Genomic DNA, 19,449 nt, shown 5'->3' on the forward strand with positions numbered 1-19,449 from the left:
ATCTGGCGGCGTTCGCGCACCAGGACGTGCCGTTCGAGCGGATCGTGGAGATCGTCAACCCCGAACGCTCCGCCGCCCGCCACCCCCTCTTCCAGGTCTCGCTGTCGCTGGAGAACGCCGACGCGCAGAGCACACCCCCGCTCCCCGACGTCCCGGGCCTCACCGCCGACTCCTACCCGGTGGACACCAAAGCCGCGAAGTTCGACCTCGCCTTCGGCTTCGGCGAGCGTGCGGACGGCGGATTCACCGGCTCGCTGCAGTACAGCCTCGACCTGTTCGACCGGGAGACCGCGGAGTCCTTCGCCGCCCGCCTGGTGCGCCTGCTGGAGTCCGCGACCGCGGACCCCGACGGATCCGTCCGCGCGCTCGACATCCTGCCGGCCGCCGAGCGGCGCAGCCTGACCGAGGAGTGGAACGACACCGCCTCCGACACGGGCAGCCCCACGTTCCCCGAGCTGTTCGAGGCCCAGGTCCGCCGTACACCCGGCGCACCCGCCCTCATCGGCGACGGGTTCGCGCTCGACTACGCCGAGCTCGACGCCCGGGCCAACGCGCTCGCCCATGAGCTGATCGCCGCCGGGATCGGCCCCGAGGACATCGTCGCGCTGCTCCTGCCCAGGTCCGCCGACCTGATCGTCTCCCTGCTCGCCGTGGTGAAGGCCGGTGCCGCTTACACCCCGATCGACCCGGCACACCCCGACGCCAGGATCGGTGTGATCCTTGAGGGGAGCCGCGCCGTCCGGGTGCTCACCGACCGGGCGGGCGTCACCCGGGTAGGAGACGTCCCGGCCGTCCTGGTCGGCGAGCTCGACCTGGGCTCCCGCCCGCGCCATGCGCCGACCGACGCCGACCGGGTACGCCCGCTGCACCACGACAACCCCGCCTACCTCATCTACACCTCGGGTTCGACGGGGACACCCAAGGGCGTGGTCGTCCCGCACACCGGTCTCGCCTCGCTTGCCGCCGAGGAAGGGCGGCGGTTCGCGGTGGGGCCCGACAGCAGGTTCCTCCAGCTGTCCGCCCCCGGCTTCGACGCGATGGTCCTGGAGGTGACCTCGGCGTTCGCCGCGGGCGCCGCGCTCGTCGTCCCGCCGGCCGGCCCGCTCGCCGGCGAGATCCTCGCCGACGTCGTCGCCGCCCACGGCGTGACCCACGCACTGGTCCCCCCGGCCGCGCTGGCGACCGTACCCGAGGGCTCCCTCTCCTCGATGACGACCCTCGTCGTGGGCGGCGAGGCGTGCGGGCCCGAGCTGGTGGCACGCTGGGCGCCCGGCCGCCGCATGGTCAACGCGTACGGGCCCACCGAGTCCACGGTGGTGACCTCCACTTCCGACCCGGTCACCGTGGACGGCGACGTACCGATCGGGCGCCCCGTCCAGAACACCAGGGTCCACGTCCTGGACGCCGCACTGCGCCCCGTGCCGGTCGGCGTTCCCGGTGAGCTCTACGTCAGCGGCGCGGGGCTGGCCCGCGGCTACCTCGGCAGCCCCGGGCTCACCGCCGAGCGTTTCGTGGCCCTGCCCTTCGGCGCCCCGGGCGAACGCGCCTACCGCACCGGAGACCTGGTCCGCTGGCGCCGTGACGGCCAGCTGGTCTTCCTCGGCCGCGCCGACGGCCAGGTCAAACTGCGCGGCGTACGCATCGAGACGGGCGAGGTGGCGGCAGCCGTGTCCGCCGCGCCCGGGGTCCTCACCGCCGTCGCCGGGCTGCACACCGCTGCCGGTGTCCCGCGCCTGGTCGCCCATGTCGTCGCCAAGCCGGGCACCGACCCCGATCCCGCCGCGATACGCGAGTACGCCGCGAGTGTCCTGCCCCGCCACCTGGTACCGGCCGCCGTGGTCGTCGTACCGGAGATCCCCGTCACCGCGAACGGAAAGATCGACCGGGCCGCGCTGCCCGAACCCGACTTCGCACCGGCCGGCGAGACGCGAGCCGCTTCCGGCGAGCGGGAGGAGACACTCGTACGCCTCTTCGCCGAGGTGCTGGACCTGCCGGAAGTGGGCGTCGACGACGGCTTCTTCGACATGGGCGGCGACAGCATCCTCGCCATCGAGCTGGTGAGCAAGGCCCGCCGGGCCGGCCTCGTCCTCTCCCCACGCCAGGTGTTCGAGCACGCGACACCCGCCCGGCTCGCCTCCGCGGTCACCTCTGCCGGCGGCGCCGCCTTCGAACCCGAGGGCAGCGGCGTGGGCGCCGTACCGCTGACGCCCATCGTCGCCTGGCTGCGGGACACCGGCGGACCGACCACCCGGTTCAGCCAGTCCACCCTGGTGCGCACCCCGGCCGGCCTGAGCGCCGGCCTCGTACGGGACGCGCTCGCCGCGCTGATCGACCGGCACGACGCGCTGCGCCTGACCCTGGACGTCCACGAGGGCCGCTGGGAACAGCGGGTCCGGGAGCCGGGGTCGGTTGACGCGGCCGAGTGCCTGCACCGCGTGGACGTCTCAGGGCTGGACGAGGACGCCCTGCGGGCCGTGCTCCTCCAGGAGGGCGAAGCGGTCAGAGAACGGCTCGACCCCGAGCGGGGCGCCGTACTGCGCGCGGTGTTCTTCGAGCACGGCTCCGGACAGGACGGCATGCTCCTGCTGGTCGTGCACCACCTCGCGGTGGACGCCGTCTCGTGGCGCGTCCTGCTGCCCGACCTCTCCGAGGCGTGCGAGTCCCTCATGGCCGGCGAACCCGTCCGGCTCCAGCGGGTGGGCACCTCGCCCCGCTTCTGGGCCACACGGCTCACCGAGCTGGCCCACGAGCCGTCGCTGGCGGCCGACGCGCCCCGCTGGGTGCAGACCCTGCGGGAACCGCGCGCGACGCTCGCCGCCCGGCCGCTCGACAAGGCGGCCGACCTGGCGCTGACCTCGGGCCACCTGATCACGCGGCTGTCCGCCGGGACGACGGCGGCTCTGCTGGCCGACGTGCCCGCCGCCTACCGGTGCGAGCTGCGCGAGATCCTGCTCGCCGCCCTCGGCTGGGCCGTCGCGGACTGGTCCACGGACGGCGAATCCGCAGTGGTGGCCGAGGTCGAGGGACACGGCCGCGACGAGGGCCTGGTGCCGGGCGCCGACCTGTCACGGACCGTCGGATGGTTCACCCAGACCTACCCGGTCCGGCTGGACCTGCCTGCCCCCGACCGGTCCGAGGCCTGGTCGGGCGGCCCCGCGGCCGGGCGCCTGCTCAGCACCGTCAAGGAACAGCTGCGGGCGCTGCCGCTGCGACGGGCCGGGTACGGACTGCTGCGTCACCTCAACGCCGACGCCGGAGCCGAACTCGCCGCCACGCCCGCACCGGACCTGGCGTTCAACTACCTCGGCCGGTTCACCGGAGCCGTCGGCGAAGGTGACGGGCCCGGCCGCTTCACGCCCCTGTCAGGCTTCGACACGGGCGCCGACCAGGACCCCGCCGCCCCGCTCAGCCATCTGCTGGACCTGTCCGCACTGGTGGCCGACCACGAGGGCGCTCCCACCCTGATGGCCAACTGGACCTGGGCTTCGGGAGCCATCCCGCGCGAGCGGATCGAGGCACTGGCCGACCTGTGGAACCGCGCCCTGGAGACCTTCGTCCGTCATGCCTCCGGCGACCGCGGCCTCACCCCGAGTGATGTGACGGTACGTCATCTCAGCCAGGACGAAATCGACGAGTTCGAACTCGACTTCGATCTGGACGACGAGGAGACGACATGGTGAGGGACCCACGGCGCGAGCGCCTGATCAGCCGCTCCCCCCGATGACCGACGCACGTCTTTTCACACCGCCTGAACGTGATTGTCCGCCTGCCGCCTCGCTGGAAGAGTCAGCGACGCCACCTCCCGGGAGAGCCTCATGCCGAACGCCGCAGACCTGCGCCGGACCGCGAAACTTCAGCTCAGGCGCGCCAACGTGTGGACCAAGGCGCGCCGGGGCGACCTCGTCAGCAAGCTGATGCTGCACGAGCGGCTGGCCGACCCCTATCCGCTCTACGAGCAGATGCGCGACCGGGGTCCGGTCTACCGCAGCCGCATTGGACTGCACGCCGTCACCTCGCACGAACTGTGCACCAGGATGCTGCGCGACCCCGCCTTCGCCCGGCGCAACGAGGAACCGCAGCGCATGACGCCTCCCGGGGAGCAGGGACCGGCTGCCGACTCCTCCTTCCTCCAGGAGGAGGTGTCAGACCACATGCGCTGGCGGCGCCTGGTCGCTCCCGCCTTCCGGCCCCGCAAGATCGGTGAGTACCGGCGCCGCACCGAAGAGGTCGCCCACCGGCTCCTGGACGCCGCGCTGGCCAAGGACGAGTTCGACCTGGTCACCGACTTCGCCTCACCGCTGCCCATCACCGTCATCAGCGAGCTGCTCGGACTCACCGATGTGGACGTCGAGTTGTTCGCCCACTACGGGCTGGTGACCGGCAAGGCCATCGACGGCATCCGCTCCGCGCGTCAGGCCAACGAGTTCCGCACCGCGGTGCGCGAACTCGACGAACTGTTCGCGGAGCTGGTCCGCAGGCGCCGCGCCGAGCCGGGCGAGGACCTGGTCAGCGAACTGTTGAGGCCGCAGGGCGACCAGCAGCTTCCCGAGCGCGAGATCGTGGGCACCTGCCAGCTGCTGCTCACGGCGGGGTTCGAGACCACGACGAACCTGGTCTCCAACGCCGCACTGAGGCTGAAGGAGGATCCCGTCCAGTGGGAGAAGCTCGTCGCCGACCCCGAACTGGCCTCGGCTGCCGCAGAGGAGTCACTGCGGTACGACCCGCCCGTGCAGTACTCGATCCGGGCCGCCCGCGAGGAGTTCGAGGCCGCGGGGGAGAAGCTGCCCTCGGGCACGGTTCTGATGCTGGTCCTGGGCGCGGCCAACCGTGATCCCGAGGTCTTCACCGACCCCCACCGCTTCGACATCACCAGGTCCGACGCGGGCTCGCACCTGGCGTTCCTCAGCGGTGCCCACTACTGCGTAGGAGCCCCGCTCGCCCGCATGGAAGCCGACGTGGCACTGAGGGTGCTGGCCGAGCGCGCGCCGGGGCTCCGCCTGACCGGCCGGCCCACGCGCCGGCCCACCGCCGCCCTACGCGGCCTGCTGCACCTGCCCGCCGCCGCCTGACGAGGCCCTTTGCCCCCGCGGCCCGTCCGAGCCACGCGCCCGCCCGCCGCCGCCCGCACCTCGAGAAGGAACCACTCACCATGCCGACCGAACTCGCGCCGAACCGGATACCCGTCCGCCAGGTACCCCAGGACCTGTCCCTCGAAGGGGCGGCCGACTGGCTCTCCGAGCACCTCGACGAACTGCACGAACTGCGCACGGAACGCGGCTCGGTGATGCTGCGCGGCCTGCCGTTCAGCACCGCGGACGAGTTCGCGCTGCTGCGCGACCGGATCATCGGCAAACCGGCCGACTACGTGGAGAAGGCGACCCCGCGCAGTGCGTACGGGCGCGGGGTGTTCACCGCCACCGACGTGCCGGCCCGCCGCCGCATCCGGCTGCACAACGAGAACAGCTACGCGCTCAGTTACCCCGGTCTGCTCGTCTTTGCGTGCCTGACCGCGCCCACCGCGGGCGGGGAGACCTTCCTCGGTGACGTACGCGCCATGGTCGAGCTGCTTCCCGAGGACATGGTGGCGCGCTTCCGCGAGCAGGGCTGGAAGCTGGTACGCAACTACTGGGGCCACTTCGGGCTCACCTGGCAGGAGGCGTTCGGTACCGAGGACCGCGCCGAGGTGGAGCGGTACGCGGAGGCACAGCAGCTCACGACCGAGTGGCACGGCGACCGGCTGACCACGACCCAGCTCCGTTCCGCACTGGTCCGGCACCCCGGGACCGGGGACACCTCCTGGTTCAACCACGTCGCGTTCTGGAGCGAGTGGAGCCTCGAGGAGCAGGTGCGCGAGTTCCTGCGCGGCGAGTGTGGCGAGGACCTGCCCTTCCGCACCTTCTACGGTGACGGGGAGCCGGTGAGCCGGCGGGAAATCGAGCAGATCAACGCGGTGTACGAGCAGGTCAGGATGGCCGAGCGCTGGCAGCCCGGCGACATCATGCTGGTCGACAACATCCGCCTCGCGCACGGCCGTGAACCCTTCGAGGGCGACCGCGAGGTGCTGGTCGCCATGGGCGACCCGGTGGCCCGGAAGGACTGCGAGCTGTGACGACGAGACGCCTCTCGCGCAGGACGGCCGGTCTTCCTCCGCTGGGCCTCGCCGCCCTGTTGCCCGCCGCGCGCGCCGGCGGCGCGACCGATCTCGCGCTCGGTATCCCCGTCGGTGACCCGCCCGCCGCCGCCGTCGAGGCGGCGGCCGACGCGCTGCGTTCCGGGGCGCACCAGTACGCCGACCCGGCCGGACTCCTCGACCTGCGCCGCATGGTGGCTGCCGGGCTCGCCGCCGTACGCGGCGTGACGGTGGACCCCGAGCGGGAGATCGTCATCAGCGCGGGCGCCACCGAGGGCCTGCTGGTGGCGCTCATCGCCACGACCGACCCCGGCGACGAGGTACTGATCCCCCAGCCGTTCTTCGAGAACCACCCCGGCGTCGTCGAACTGGCCGGCGCCGTCCCGCGGTTCGTCACCCTCACAGGCCCCGACTGGCGCCTCACCGAGGAGGCGCTGACCGCCGCGGTGACCCCGCGGACCCGGGCGGTGCTGCTCAACAACCCCCACAACCCGACCGGCCGGGTCTTCGACGAAGCGGAGTTCGCCGCGCTCACGGAGGTCTGCGAGCGCCACGACCTGACGCTGATCACCGACGAGGTGTACGACCGTTTCACCTACGACGGCCGGGCACACCTGTCACCGCTGGGCTCCGTCCCCGCCCTGCGCGACCGCACCGTCGTCGTGGGCAGCTTCTCGAAGACCCGCAGGATGAGCGGCTGGCGGCTGGGGTACTGCGTGGCACGGCCGGAGATCACCGCCGGGCTCCGCAGCGTCCACGAGCGCACCACACTCGGCACCCCGCACCCGTTGCAGCGGGGTGCGGTCGCGCTCGGCCTGCTGGACGACACCGACGTGGACGCGGCACGCGTGCAGTTCCAGGAGCGACGCGACCTCGTGTGCGACGGGCTGCGCCGCGCCGGATTCACCGTGCACACCCCTGAGGGCGGCTGGTTCCTCCTCGCGGGAACGGCCGGCCTCGGCCGGACGTCGTCCGAGCTCGCCCGCGAACTCATCACGCACGCGAAGGTGCTCGTCGCTCCCGGAGGGTCCTTCTTCGCGGAGCCCGGTGCCGGTGACGACTGGGTCAGGATCGCGCTCGTACGGGACGGCGCAGAGATCGCCCCGGCACTCGACCGCATAGCCGGGCACCTTTCGGGCGCATCGCTCGCCGTCAGCAGTTGAGGAGAACCGTGAACGGGAAGCCGGCGCAGCGCAGTACGTCGCTGATAGGCACCGACAACTTCCAGACGCCGACCTGGGCGATCCCTGGAGAGACCATCGCCAAGAGGGGAGTCGCCTCCACCCTGCGTGCCGTACCGTCAGCGGTCGCGGTCATCGTCTCCCTCGCCTGGCGCGCCTCGCGCTCGCTCACCCTGGTGGTCGGACTCGCCCAGCTCCTCGCGGGCGGTGCGGCCGCGTTCGGCCTGATCGCCACCGCGAACGTGCTGACCGTCCTGCTGGCCGAGGGGCCCACCCCCGACCGGGTGATGGATTCGCTGCCCGCGGTGTTCGCCGTGGTGGGCTCCTACGCCCTGCGCGGCCTGATGGAGAGCGCAGCGACGGTTCTGCAGGGACGGCTGCGGCCCCGGATCATGGCGGCCGCGCAGGACGCGATGGACAGCTCCGTCGTCGCCGTCGAGCTGAAGGCCTTCGACGACCCCAGCTTCCGCGAACTGGTCCGTCAGGGTGTGATGCGCGGGATGCCCTCGATCGACCAGAGCATCCGCCTGATGGCGGAGGTGCTGAGATCTCTGGTGTCGATGCTGGCCGCGCTCGTCGCCACCGCCTTGCTCAGCCTGTGGTTGCTCCCCGTCATGCTCCTTGCGGCGCTGGCGGAGATCTGGACCGCGACGCAGGTCGGCAAGCTGGACTTCCTCAGCTTCCTCGACAACTCCACCCGGCAGCTGCGCATCGGGGTCGTCCAGGACCTGATCGTGAAGCGCGAGGTGGCTGCTGAGGTCCGGGCGTACCGCCTGCAGGAGCCGCTGATGGCGGAGCACCGGCGCGTCGCCGACGTGCTTGCGGGCGAGGCCGTGGCGTTGGAGACGAAGAAGGGGTTCGTCCAGTTGGTCGGGCGCACGATGACCGGGTTCAGTACCGGTCTTGCCTACGTCCTGCTGGGGTACCTGCTCCATGCCGGGCTCATGCCGCTGGCGCTGGCCGGTACGGCGGTGGTGGCGATGCGCAACGCGAACACCGGGCTGGCCGTGACCATGCGGTCGGTCAACCGGATCTACGAGCTGTCGCACTATCTCCAGCTCTACCGTGACCTGCTGGCCGACGCGGCGTCCCGTCGCCGTCCGCCCGCCGTCGCCGTCGCGCCCCACAATCCCGCCCGGATCCACCTCAGTGGTGTGGAGTTCAGCTACCCCGGCAGCGTCGCGCCGGCCCTGAGCGGGATCGAGCTGTCCATCGGCCGCGGTGAGGTGGTGGCGCTGGTCGGTGAGAACGGCTCGGGGAAGACCACACTGAGCAAGGTCATCACGGGCCTGTACCGGCCGACGTCGGGCGCCGTGCTCTGGGACGGTGTGGACATCGCGCTGGCGACCGAGGAGTCGGTGTTCGGTCAGGTGGGCCTGATCTCCCAGGAGCCGGCGCGCTGGCCGATGACCGCCGCGACGAACGTCCGGATCGGTCGTCTCGAGGACGCGGACGATTCAGGTGAGCGCTGGAGCGAGGCAGCGGCGTCCTCGGGCATCAACGAGGTGATCGCCTCCTTGCCGGATGGTGGAGAGACCATCCTGTCCAAGGAGTTCGTCGGCGGACGCGACCTCTCCGGCGGACAGTGGCAGCGCATCGGGGTCGCCCGCGGTGTCTACCGAAACGCCGCCGTGCTCGTCGCGGACGAGCCCACGGCCGCTCTGGACGCCAAGGCGGAGGCCATCGTCTTCGAGGGGCTGCGCAGGGCCAGCACGCTGAGCGAGGGCGGTTCGCGGACCACGATCCTGGTGACCCACCGGCTGGTGAACGTCCGCCGGGCGGACCGCATCATCGTGATGCACCAGGGGCGGATCGAGGAGCAGGGCACGCACACGGAGCTGATGGACCTGGGCGGCCGGTACGCGGAGATGTACGCGCTGCAGGCCGAGGCCTACGCGGAGGTGTGACCACGTCCGCGAGGCCGGAGGCGGCCCCTGCTACTTACGCCTGACCACACCCGCCTCGTAGGCGGCGATGGCCGCCTCCACCCGGTTGCGCACGCCGAGTTTGCTGAGGATGGCGCTCACATGCGCCTTGACCGTACCTTCCACCAGATAGAGCTCCGCTCCGATCTCGGCATTGGACAGCCCGGCTCCGAGGAGCGCCAGTACGTCGTGCTCCCGCTCCGTGAGGCGTTCCAGGACGCGGCGCGGCGGCGCCTCGTTCGCCATCCGGCCGGCCCGCAACCCGCTGATCACCCGGGCCGCCACCCTCGGTGAGAGGTAGGCGCCCCCGGCTGCCACCGCCTGCACGCCGTTGAGCAGTTCCCGGGGGTCGTCCGCCTTCAGCAGGAATCCGCTGGCGCCCTCGTGGAGGGCGCGGGCGATGAACTCGTCCTCACCGAACGTGGTCAGCATGATCACGGCCGTCCCGGGGCGGTCGCGGTACATCTCGGCGGCTGCGGCCAGGCCGTCGAGCCGGGGCATCTGGATGTCCAGCAACGCCACGTCAGGACGGTGCTCGCGGGCCAGCTCGACGGCTGCCTGCCCGTCGGCCGCCTCGGCGACCACCTCCATCCCGGGGTGTCTCGCCAGGATCGCGCGTACTCCCGAACGGATCATTGCTTCGTCATCGGCGAGGAGAATCCGCACCGGAGGCTTGTCTTGAGGCGTCTCGTGCACGGCACGAGCCTAATACCGCGGATGCGCCGGCGGAGGGGGACAACGAGCCCCCTCCCGCAGTATTGGCCGACCCTGTGCACATGGGCTCGATCCCACCCCTGACGAAAGTAAGGGCGGTCCTGGCGAACGATCGATGTGCGCCGCCTCCGCCCTTCCTAGGGTGGAAGCAGTTCGAGAAAGCCGAAGGGAAAACCTGTGATCACCCTGCGAGGGCTTACCAAGCGTTACGGCGAGACCGTCGCCGTGGACGGCTTGACGCTGGACATCAAGGAAGGCCAGGTAACCGGCTTCCTGGGGCCCAACGGTGCCGGCAAATCGACCACGATGCGCATGATCCTCGGTCTGGACCATCCGTCCGAGGGCGAAGCGCTCATCGACGGCAAGCCGTACTCCTCGATGCGCCACCCGATTCGCGAGGTCGGGGCGCTGCTGGACGCCAAGGCGCTGCACCCGGCCCGCTCCGCGCGCAGCCACCTGGTGGCGCAGGCCCGCAGCAACGGCATTCCGCTGCGTCGAGTGGACGAAGTGCTGGAGACGGTCGGCCTGTCCAAGGTGGCGCGGCGGCGCGCCGGGGCGTTCTCTCTCGGCATGTATCAGCGGCTGGGTGTAGCGGGCGCTCTTCTCGGCGACCCGAAGGTGCTCATCTTCGACGAGCCGGTCAACGGTCTCGACCCCGACGGTGTCCGCTGGGTGCGTGAGCTCGTGCGGTCCCAGGCCGCGGAGGGCCGGACCGTCTTCCTGTCCAGCCACCTGATGAGCGAGATGCAGCTGACCGCCGACCAGTTGGTCATCATCGGGCGCGGCAAGCTGCTGGCGGACACCCCGATGGCCGAGTTCCTGGCCAGCAGCTCGCTGGCGTCGGTACGGGTACGCACGCCGGACCCCGGGGACCTGCGCCTGCTGGTCGACCACCTTCTCAAGTACCGCGACGCCGAAGTGGAGTCGCCGGCCCCCGACGAGATCGTCGTCAAGGGCCGCAGCGTCGAGGAGGTCGGCGACCTGGCACACCGCCTGGGCGTGCGGCTGCACGAACTACGCACAGTCTCCGCCTCGTTGGAGCAGGCCTACATGGAATTGACCGCGCAGAGCGTGGAGTACGGAACGGGCAACGCCGTGTTCGAGAACACGGGTTCCATGGAGATGCAGGAGGCGGGGGCATGAGCGCCGTATCGACTGCCGTGAGCGACGGCCGGCGCGGCCGCACGGCATCCGAGCACACCGGCGGCGGTTTCGTCGGTGCGTTCACGGCGGAGTGGACCAAACTGTGGTCCATTCGCACGCCGTATGTCTGTCTGCTGGTGGGCCTGGTCGTGACGGGGATCTTCACCTTCTACTACGGGTCGATCGCCCGGATCAACGACAAGCCCATCCAGCCGGTCGGCAACTCCTCGGCGTCGTCGGTCATCCTCACCCAGTTCGTCCTGGTGGTCCTGGCGATGACGATGGTGACGAGCGAGTACGCGACGAGCAGTGTGCGCACGTCGCTGCTGTGGGTGCCGGTCAGGCACCGCGTTCAGATGGCCAAGGCGCTGCTGAGCGCCGTGGTGGGCTTCGTCACCGGAGTGCTGTACGGAGTGCTGGGCATCGCGGTGGCCTGGGTGCCCTTCCGCGGTCACGCCACCTTCGACGTGTCCAAGGTGATGGCCCAGGTCCTGGCCATTGGCGTCTACTGCGCCCTGATCGGGGTGATGACGGTAGGAGTGTCGTTCGCCCTGCGGACCGCGGCCGGAGCGCTGTCCCTGCTCTTCTTCGTGATCTCCGCCCTGCCGAGCATGCTGGTCGGACTGGGAGGTCCGGTGCTGCTGGCCATCAACGACTACATGCCTCAGAGCGCGGGTGGTCACTTCATGCTGAGTGACGGCGACGCCCCCTACCCGACCATGGCCGGCCTCCTGATCGTCCTGGCATGGACTGTCGCCGCTCATGTGGCGGGTGTCTACGTGCTGCGACGACGAGACGCCTGATCTGCGACGGCTCAGATACTCCGGCGCCCGGCATCCCTGTTCTCCCCCGGCAGGTGTGTCCGGGCGTCGGCCTGTGTGTGGGGACGCAAGACTTTTGAAAACTGCAAGACCCCGGCCCGCGTGTCTACGTTGCGCTCGTGGCGATGTCGTTGATTGGCGGAAGACTTCTACGTCAATCTACGTATAGAGTGCAGGGGTTGATGAGTCAGTGACCACTGCAGGGGGTGCCGCGAGGCTACGGGGAACCGCGTCCTCGACGCGGTCGGCATGGGCCTTGACCGACGCTGCGGTCGATGCCGATGGCGTGTTTTCAGCGCCAGCCCATCTGCAGTTGGCTCAAAAGTGCATTGTTCGCAGCGGCTTGCATGGATGTCGGCGGTTCAGCCGATTCTGGGCTTACACAGGGGGAGCCATATGCAGAGTGTGCATTTCACGATGGACGACTTAGCGCAACTGAAGGTCCTGCCTACGGTGGGTCCTGTTGCCGAGGCTGTCTTCGCCGTCGATCTGCTCAGGCGCGGTGGAGGGGGTGCCGCCTTTGCCCGGTGGCGGGATGCGGTGAGCCTGCGGATGCGTCGTATGCCGCCGGGCCCGACCATCCCACGGCAGGCCGGTCCTCCGGCTGCGCGGGAGGGCAACGGCGGTGCCTGGCTGTTCGATCTCCTGGCGCAGGAAACGGCGCCGGGCGAAGTGGCGGGTGCGCCGGACCCGGTGGTACGGAGGATGCTCCAACTGGGCGTCAGCCCGTACTGGGGCAGGGCGCGCGCTTATCTGCAGATCGACCGTGAGTACCGCTGCCGGATGATGGCCGGCGGCGGCATCGAGACCATGCTCAGCCATCTGCATACGTGGGTGGGCTGGCGGCCGCCGGTACTGACGATCGCCTCAGGACAGGGCGAGGAGATCCACCTGAGTGGCAGAGGGCTGAAGATCGTGCCGTCTCTGTTCGTGGACCGGCCGAGGATCTTCACCGGCCGGCGCGACGAACAGCGCACGCCCGTCCTGGTCTATCCGACACTCCTGGACGTGAACGGGGCCAACGCGCTGTGGGAATCGGCCGGGGCCGACGCCCGTGCTTTGGCCGCACTGGTCGGTCGCACGAGGGCCAGGGTGCTCGAGGCGCTGTCCGAGACCTGCAACACGAGCGAACTGGGACGAAGGCTCGGCATCTCGCCCGCCGCGGCAAGCCAGCATGCCACGGTGCTGCGCGGTGCAGGCCTGGTCACCAGCCGCAGGCGCTTCAACACGATGCTGCACTCCCTCACCCCACTGGGCTCGGCCCTGGTGACCGTGGGAAGCCCCGTGCCGAAGCCGTTCGTGGACTATGGCCTGACGCTGAGTGTCGCCCAGTGAGTTGGGGTGGCCGCCTCACCGAGGCGGCCACCCCGTGTACCGGCGCAACCCGTAAACCAGCGGCTTGGGCGGTGCGGAAGTCAGGGGACGCACGCGCCGTACCCCGCCGAAGACGACCGTATGATCGCCCACCATCTCGCTCTGACGGATCTCGCAGTCCGCGATGGTGTGGGCCTGGTCGACCAGGTGCGGTACACCGGTGCCCGTGGCGGGTTGCCACGCGACCCGGTCGAACCTGTCGGGTGCGCCGGAGCTGAACAACTCGGACGTGGCGCGTGCGTCCTCGTGCAGCAGATTCACTGCGAAGGCGCGGCTCGCCAGGATGGCGTCCAGTGTGGGGCTTGCGCTTCTGACGCACGCCAGCAGTACCGGTGGGTCCAGGGAGACGCTGCACAGTGACGAACACGTGAGCCCCACCGGGCTACCGTCCGGCCTGGTGCTGGTGAGTACGGCCACCCCTGAGGGAAAACTCGACATCAGCGCACGGAATTCGCCGCGCGTCACCATGGTGTGCTGCGAAGTGTCCACGCCGCGCCATGCCACCTCTCGCAGATCGCACGACTCTCCCGAGGCCGCGGTGCCCACACTTTCGCGAGTGTCGGTTCAGTTGTCACTGGCTTTCAACGAGCGATTAATAACGCACCCCGCTGTCTTCTCGCGCCGTGTCGTCCTTAAGGTGCTCCTGAATCAGGACCCGGGATTTCTTTCGGCCGCTGTTCCGTTCGGCTGGGATTCGTATACTCCGGTCGTGTGTGCCGGGCAATGCGGTGCGCTGATGGAACCGAAGGAGCCATAACCATGAGCGTGAACCCTTTCGAGGATCCCGATGGCGTCTACCTCGTCCTGATCAACGACGAGGGCCAGTACTCGCTGTGGCCCTCGTTCGCCGAGGTCCCCGAAGGCTGGACGGTGGCGCTCGGGGAGACCGACCGCCAGTCGGCGCTGGACCACATCAACGCCAACTGGACCGACATGCGGCCCAAGAGCCTCATTGCGGCCATGGAAGGCGCATCGCGCAAGTGACACGCGGTTCGTCAGCTGGATCAGCCGAGGGCGGCAGTCGCCCGAGGAACGGGGGTTGAAGTGTCCGGAATACCGAGCTCGTCGTCGCCATCGACAGTCGAACTGGTCATGGTGCCGACGAGAGTCCCGAGGTGGGCGGCGTGGAACGCCGACGGGGACGCGGTGGACAAACAGGTGGTACCGCTGCCGCCCGGTTTGCTCCGGGCTCTGCACAAGCTGGCCGCTGACGAATCCGTCGAGGTCGAGTCGCTGCTGCTGGCGCCGCTGGTGAAGGTACTCGGCGAGATTGCGGCGGAGCGGCTCGTCGCCGTCGGCCACCTCGCACCGGAGGCCGAAGGGCAGGGCGCGCTGCGCGCGTTGCAGGCCGAGATCCCCGACGGCAGCTGGCGCGACCTCGTGGCCGTGGTGTCGACGAGCCGGGCGCTGAGCCTGGCCCGCCGAGGCACCGCCCCGGCCCAGCCGTATGAGATCGTCCTGGGCCTCTCCCCGGCCGGTGACGGGAATGGCCCCGGTGAACCGGTGGCACTCCCAGCGGGCACGGCACTTCAGGTGGTCTGTGTGACCGGGGACAGCCCCGCACTGCACCTCCATCACCGCACACAGGTCATCGACGCCGAGTACGCGGCCCGGCTCGGCCGCTACTTCCGCGCTGCGCTGGACCGCCTGACGACGTCCTTCGACGACGATCACAGCGAGCTGGAGCTGCCGTCGGAACAGGAGCGCGAACACCACCTCAACGGGCTGGCAGGCCCGTTGGTGCCGCTGCCCGACACGATGTTCCCCGGGCTCTTCGAAGCCCAGGTGCGCGCCCACCCGCACGACGTCGCCGTGTCCCGCAATGACGTCAGCTGGGACTACCGGACGCTCAACGCCGCGGCCAATCGCATCGCCGCCGCCCTCCTCCAGCACGGTCTGCGATCCGAGGACGTCGTCGCCGTCGTCATGGAACGCACCCCCGAGTGGGCGGCCACCGTACTCGGTGTCATGAAGGCCGGCGGCACCTACCTGCCGGTACGCCCCGACTTCCCCGCCCAGCGAGTGTCCACCCAACTCCAGCGCAGCGACTGCCGTTTCATCGTCGCGGAACAGTCGGCGCGCAACCTCGTCCAGGCCACCGCCCGTGACGTGAAGCACGTCAGGACCACGCTCTTCGCGGACGTCCTGCTGCAGGGCGACGACGATCCCGGCAACCCGGAGACGGAGATCAAGCCGGGGCAGTCGGCCTACGTCTACTTCACCTCGGGCTCCACCGGAGCACCGAAGGGTGCCCAGTGCGAACACGCCGGGATGATCAACCATCTGTACGCGAAGATCGACTCCGTCGGCCTGCGCTCGGGCGACGTCGTGTCGCAGACCGCCTCACAGTGCTTCGACATCTCCCTGTGGCAGCTGATCGCCCCCCTGCTCGTCGGGGCGGCCGTACGGATCGTGGACACCGACACCCAGCTCGACCCGGAGCGGTTTCTCGACGAACTGGCCGACAACAAGGTGTCCGTCGCGCAGCTCGTCCCCTCGTACTTCGAGATCCTGCTCGGCCTGCTGGAGCGCAGCACGCGGGATCTCGGCGTACTGCGCTCGATCTCGATCACGGGCGAGGCCCTCAAGCTGGACCCGGTACGCCGCTGGTTCACGGTGCAACCCGGCGTCCAGCTGGTCAACGCCTACGGCGCCACCGAGGTCAGCGACGACACGATGCACGAGGTGCTCACCGCACCGCCCGTGCGCGACTTCGTCTCGGTCGGCCGGTCCCTGCGAAACGTCCGCACATACATCCTCGACGCACGCGGCCGGCTCGCACCCCTGGGCACGCCGGGTGAGATCGTGTTCGCCGGCGTGTCCGTCGGACGCGGCTACATCAACGACGAGGAACGCACCCGAGAGGCGTTCGTCCCGGACCCCTTCGTACCCGGCGACCGCATGTACCGCACCGGTGACTTCGGCCGCTGGCTGCCGGAAGGCACCATCGAGTACCTGGGCCGTCGTGACCAGCAGGTCAAGGTCCGCGGATTCCGCATCGAGATCGGTGAGATCGAGAACAAACTGCGCACCGCCCCGGGTGTGCTCGACTGCGCCGTCGTCGTCGACCCCGGTGCGGGAACGGGCGCCGACAAGAGTCTCGCCGCCTTCTTCGTGGCCTCCGGCCCGGTCGAGGAGCAGGACCTGCGCGCACACCTCTCCGCGGTGCTGCCCGACTACATGATCCCCGCGCACATCCACCGCCTGGACGCCATGCCGCTCAACGAGAACGGCAAGATCAACAAGCGGATGCTCGGCGAGCTCGCCGAGACCCTGGGTCACGCGCTGGGCTCACGCACCGCCCCCACGACGCCGACCGAACGGTGGCTCGCCACCGAATGGGCCGAGGCGCTGGGCGTTCCCCTGGAGCGCATCGGCCGGGACGATCACTTCTTCCGGCTCGGCGGTACGTCGCTCACCGCGGTGCGGCTCGTCGTCAAACTCGACCGGGCGATCTCCCTGAAGCAGCTCATCGGCACACCGGTGCTGTCGGACCTGGCCGCTCTCCTCGACGCGGGCGCAGAAGCCGAGGCGGCCGAGGACGGCCTGCTCCAGCCGCTGACCGAGCACGTGCCCGAGGCGCTGTCCACGCTGGTCTGTTTCCCCTACGCGGGCGGCAACGCGGTGAACTTCCGGCTGTTCGCCGAACGGCTGGCGGAGCACGGGATCGCGGTACTCGGCGTGGAACTGCCCGCACACGACTTCACGGGCTCCCCCGAGCTCCCCCAGGAGGTGCCGGAGATCGCGCGTCGTGTCCGCGACGAGCTGCTCCGGCGTGTCACCGGGCCCGTGATGGTGTGGGGCCACTGCGCCGGCAGTGCCCATGCCCTGGCCACCGCCCAACTGCTGGAGGAGAGCGGTGCGGACCTGACCGAGGTCTTCCTGGGAGCGCTGCTGCTCGATCCGGTCACCGATCTGCAGGCCGAGACCGACGAGGTCAGCGCACTCACCCCGCGTCAGATCACCGAACGGCTCATGGTGGACAGCTCCTATGTGGAACTGGACCGGCTCAAGCCGGAACGGGCGAATCTCGTGGGCTCGGCGTACCAGCACGACGTGCGCTCGACCAACGCCTACCTGATGGAGCTGCACGCCGATCCGGCGGCGCACAGGATCGGTGTCCCGGTCCATGTGGTGCTCGCGGCGGACGACCCCACCACCAAGGGCGGCGCCGAGCGGCACCGGGACTGGGCGGCCGTCGCCGACGAGGTGTTCCTGCACGAACTGCCCGAGGGCGGCCACTACTTCGCCAGTACCCGGGCGGCGGACACGGCAGCACTCGTCGCCAAGGTCCGCGCGGCAGCCGGAAGGCCTGCGGGCTGACCGCAGACACGCGAAGGAGGGCCGCCCGGCGACGCCGGGTGGCCCTCCCCTTTTCGGAGCCGGCCACGCGACCCAGTGGGCCGATGAGGATCATCCGTATTCACTCTTGCGTGAAACTCAACTCAATCAGGAAGCCTTGCCGCCAGGCCGATGTACGGTCCGGTCGCAGGCCTTATTCGGTCATTCCCGAAATTGTTGACGCCTTCTTCCGGGGTCAACTAGCTTCGGCACGGCCCATGGTCGGAAAACATCCTAGAGGAACTGGGAAATCGACTGTCACGGAGTTCGTCGACTGCCTCGAGGATGAGCGGTCATCGCAATTTCGGGATCTCGATTCCGCTTCCTCGCATCTGACGCTCTGTGTCGAGGAGTGAAGGGACACCCGTGGTGAACGCGCGCTCGCAGTCGATCGAGGACATCCTGCCGGTGACTCCGTTGCAGGAAGGAATGATCTTCCACCACGTCTACGACGAAAGTGCGCCGGACGTCTACGTGGCCCAGATCGTTTTCCATCTCGACGGCGAGCTGGACCGGGACGCCCTGCGCACGGCCGCCCAGGAACTGCTGCGCCGGCACTCCAGCCTGCGATCCGGGCTCCGCCAGCGCAGGTCCGGCGAGTGGGTCCAGATCGTACGCCGGCAGGTACGGCTGCCCTGGCGCGAGAGCGACCTCAGCCACCTGCCCGCCGCCGACCTCGACGAAGCCGTGACCGCCGAGGCGACCGCCGACCGGACGCGGCGCTTCCGACTCGGTGACGCCCCACTGGTCCGCTTCACCCTCCTCGACCTCGGCGAGAACCGCTACCGCTTCGTCCTCACGGCCCACCACGTCGTCGTCGACGGCTGGTCGATGGCGGTACTGCTGCGCGAACTCGTCGTCATCTACCGCAACGGCGGTGACCCGCGGGCCCTGTCCCCCGTGAAGTCCCACCGCGAACACCCCGAGTGGCTGCGCAGCCGTGACGAGGACGCCTCCCGGGCGGCCTGGCGGGACGCGCTCGCCGGCGTCACCGAGCCGTGCCTGCTCGTCCCCGGCGCGGACCGTACCCCCGTGGTACCCGAGCGCCTCGACTTCGCCCTGGACGACGACACCGGCGCAGCCCTCACCGAGCTCGCCCGGTCCAAGGGCGTCTCCATGAACACGGTGCTCCAGTGCGCCTGGTCCCTCGTCCTCTCCCACCTCACGGGTCGGCACGACATCGTCTTCGGCGTGACGGTGTCCGGACGCCCGCCCGAGCTGGAGGGCGTCGAGAACATGGTGGGTCTGTTCATCAACACAGTCCCGCTGCGGGTCCGCCTGAAGCCGGAGGAGTCCCTGGCCGACCTGCTCGTGCGCGTGCAGCGGGAGCAGGTCCAGCTCATGGACCACCACTATCTCGGCCTGAAGGAGATCCAGCGGGCCGTGGGCGTCGACGAGCTGTTCGACGCCGCCATGGTCTTCGAGAACTTCCCCCGCACCGCGGACGACTCGGACGCCGGAGCCCTGCGCGTGCGCGATGTGGAGTCACGCAATGCGACCCACTACCCGCTGACCCTGATCAGCGGCGTGGGGGAGAAGGTGGGCGGCCGCCTCGTGCACCGCCCCGACCTCTTCGACGCCGCCCGCATGGAAAGCATCTCCGGCACCCTCCTGCGCGTACTGCGGACCATCGCCGCCACGCCGGACCTCCTGGTCGGGCGCCTGGATGTGTTGGCTGCGGGTGAGCGTCGTCGGGTGTTGGAGGAGTGGAACGACACGGCGGTTGAGGTGCCGGGTGTGTCGTTGCCGGTGTTGTTCGAGGAGCAGGTGCGTGCTGTTCCGGACGCGCTTGCGGTGGCGTGTGGTGATGTGTCGTTGTC

13 protein-coding genes are annotated in these 19,449 nt (G+C 69.9%); 11 read left to right on the top strand and 2 right to left on the bottom strand.

Annotated elements, in window-relative coordinates; all coding sequences use genetic code 11:
- The 5 genes from ACZ6ZQ_RS26510 to ACZ6ZQ_RS26530 all read left to right on the top strand — a co-directional run.
- The coding region (locus ACZ6ZQ_RS26510) for an amino acid adenylation domain-containing protein (RefSeq protein ID WP_469771008.1) at nt 1-3,680 on the top strand (3,680 nt) is incomplete at its 5' end.
- Between the two features lie 135 nt (nt 3,681-3,815).
- Nucleotides 3,816-5,069, top strand: a complete 1,254-nt coding sequence (locus ACZ6ZQ_RS26515; RefSeq protein ID WP_469771009.1) for a cytochrome P450 — start codon at nt 3,816-3,818, stop codon at nt 5,067-5,069.
- Nucleotides 5,070-5,149: 80 nt separating this feature from the next.
- Complete coding sequence (locus ACZ6ZQ_RS26520; RefSeq protein ID WP_469771010.1) at nt 5,150-6,109, top strand: TauD/TfdA family dioxygenase; 960 nt, start codon at nt 5,150-5,152, stop codon at nt 6,107-6,109.
- Entirely contained in the window at nt 6,106-7,293 is a 1,188-nt protein-coding gene (locus ACZ6ZQ_RS26525) for a pyridoxal phosphate-dependent aminotransferase (RefSeq protein WP_469771011.1), read from the top strand. Before ACZ6ZQ_RS26520 ends, ACZ6ZQ_RS26525 begins: the two co-directional genes overlap by 4 nt.
- Before the next feature lie 8 nt (nt 7,294-7,301).
- Nucleotides 7,302-9,218 (top strand): ABC transporter ATP-binding protein, encoded by a 1,917-nt coding sequence (locus ACZ6ZQ_RS26530; protein ID WP_469771012.1) that lies wholly within the window; start codon nt 7,302-7,304, stop codon nt 9,216-9,218.
- A gap of 30 nt (nt 9,219-9,248) precedes the next feature.
- Here ACZ6ZQ_RS26530 and ACZ6ZQ_RS26535 read toward each other — a convergent pair whose 3' ends face one another.
- Nucleotides 9,249-9,932, bottom strand: coding sequence for a response regulator (locus ACZ6ZQ_RS26535; protein WP_469771013.1), 684 nt, complete (start codon nt 9,930-9,932; stop codon nt 9,249-9,251).
- A gap of 195 nt (nt 9,933-10,127) precedes the next feature.
- Here ACZ6ZQ_RS26535 and ACZ6ZQ_RS26540 point away from each other — a divergent pair, with 195 nt between their 5' ends.
- The 3 genes from ACZ6ZQ_RS26540 to ACZ6ZQ_RS26550 all read left to right on the top strand — a co-directional run bounded on the left by ACZ6ZQ_RS26540 (nt 10,128) and on the right by ACZ6ZQ_RS26550 (nt 13,249).
- Nucleotides 10,128-11,093: an ABC transporter ATP-binding protein gene (locus ACZ6ZQ_RS26540; protein WP_469771014.1), complete on the top strand. Its 966-nt coding sequence runs from the start codon at nt 10,128-10,130 to the stop codon at nt 11,091-11,093.
- Nucleotides 11,090-11,896 (top strand): ABC transporter permease, encoded by an 807-nt coding sequence (locus tag ACZ6ZQ_RS26545; RefSeq protein ID WP_469771015.1) that lies wholly within the window; start codon nt 11,090-11,092, stop codon nt 11,894-11,896. The genes ACZ6ZQ_RS26540 and ACZ6ZQ_RS26545 overlap by 4 nt, the downstream gene beginning before the upstream one ends.
- A gap of 369 nt (nt 11,897-12,265) precedes the next feature.
- A complete protein-coding gene (locus tag ACZ6ZQ_RS26550) occupies nt 12,266-13,249 on the top strand; it encodes an ArsR/SmtB family transcription factor (RefSeq protein ID WP_469771016.1) in 984 nt (327 codons plus the stop codon).
- Between the two features lie 15 nt (nt 13,250-13,264).
- Here the strand turns inward: ACZ6ZQ_RS26550 and ACZ6ZQ_RS26555 are convergent, their stop codons facing one another.
- Nucleotides 13,265-13,777, bottom strand: a complete 513-nt coding sequence (locus ACZ6ZQ_RS26555) for a flavin reductase family protein (RefSeq protein WP_469771017.1) — start codon at nt 13,775-13,777, stop codon at nt 13,265-13,267.
- Between the two features lie 270 nt (nt 13,778-14,047).
- Between ACZ6ZQ_RS26555 and ACZ6ZQ_RS26560 the strand changes: the two genes are divergently transcribed.
- The 3 genes from ACZ6ZQ_RS26560 to ACZ6ZQ_RS26570 form a co-directional block, all read left to right on the top strand.
- Entirely contained in the window at nt 14,048-14,272 is a 225-nt protein-coding gene (locus tag ACZ6ZQ_RS26560; protein ID WP_469771018.1) for an MbtH family protein, read from the top strand.
- A 108-nt stretch (nt 14,273-14,380) separates the two neighbouring features.
- Nucleotides 14,381-17,611 (top strand): non-ribosomal peptide synthetase, encoded by a 3,231-nt coding sequence (locus ACZ6ZQ_RS26565; RefSeq protein WP_469771019.1) that lies wholly within the window; start codon nt 14,381-14,383, stop codon nt 17,609-17,611.
- 384 nt (nt 17,612-17,995) lie between these two features.
- The coding region (locus tag ACZ6ZQ_RS26570; protein ID WP_469771020.1) for a condensation domain-containing protein at nt 17,996-19,449 on the top strand (1,454 nt) is incomplete at its 3' end.

Source organism: Streptomyces sp. NPDC053673, from assembly GCF_055585225.1.

Excerpts from the sequence above, each read along its gene's own strand:
- ACZ6ZQ_RS26515 (WP_469771009.1), top strand. The coding sequence starts at position 3,816 with ATGCCGAACGCCGCAGACCTGCGCCGGACCGCGAAACTTCAGCTCAGG.
- ACZ6ZQ_RS26520 (WP_469771010.1), top strand. The coding sequence starts at position 5,150 with ATGCCGACCGAACTCGCGCCGAACCGGATACCCGTCCGCCAGGTACCC.
- ACZ6ZQ_RS26545 (WP_469771015.1), top strand. The coding sequence starts at position 11,090 with ATGAGCGCCGTATCGACTGCCGTGAGCGACGGCCGGCGCGGCCGCACG.
- ACZ6ZQ_RS26550 (WP_469771016.1), top strand. The coding sequence starts at position 12,266 with ATGTCGGCGGTTCAGCCGATTCTGGGCTTACACAGGGGGAGCCATATG.
- ACZ6ZQ_RS26560 (WP_469771018.1), top strand. The coding sequence starts at position 14,048 with ATGAGCGTGAACCCTTTCGAGGATCCCGATGGCGTCTACCTCGTCCTG.
- ACZ6ZQ_RS26565 (WP_469771019.1), top strand. The coding sequence starts at position 14,381 with ATGGTGCCGACGAGAGTCCCGAGGTGGGCGGCGTGGAACGCCGACGGG.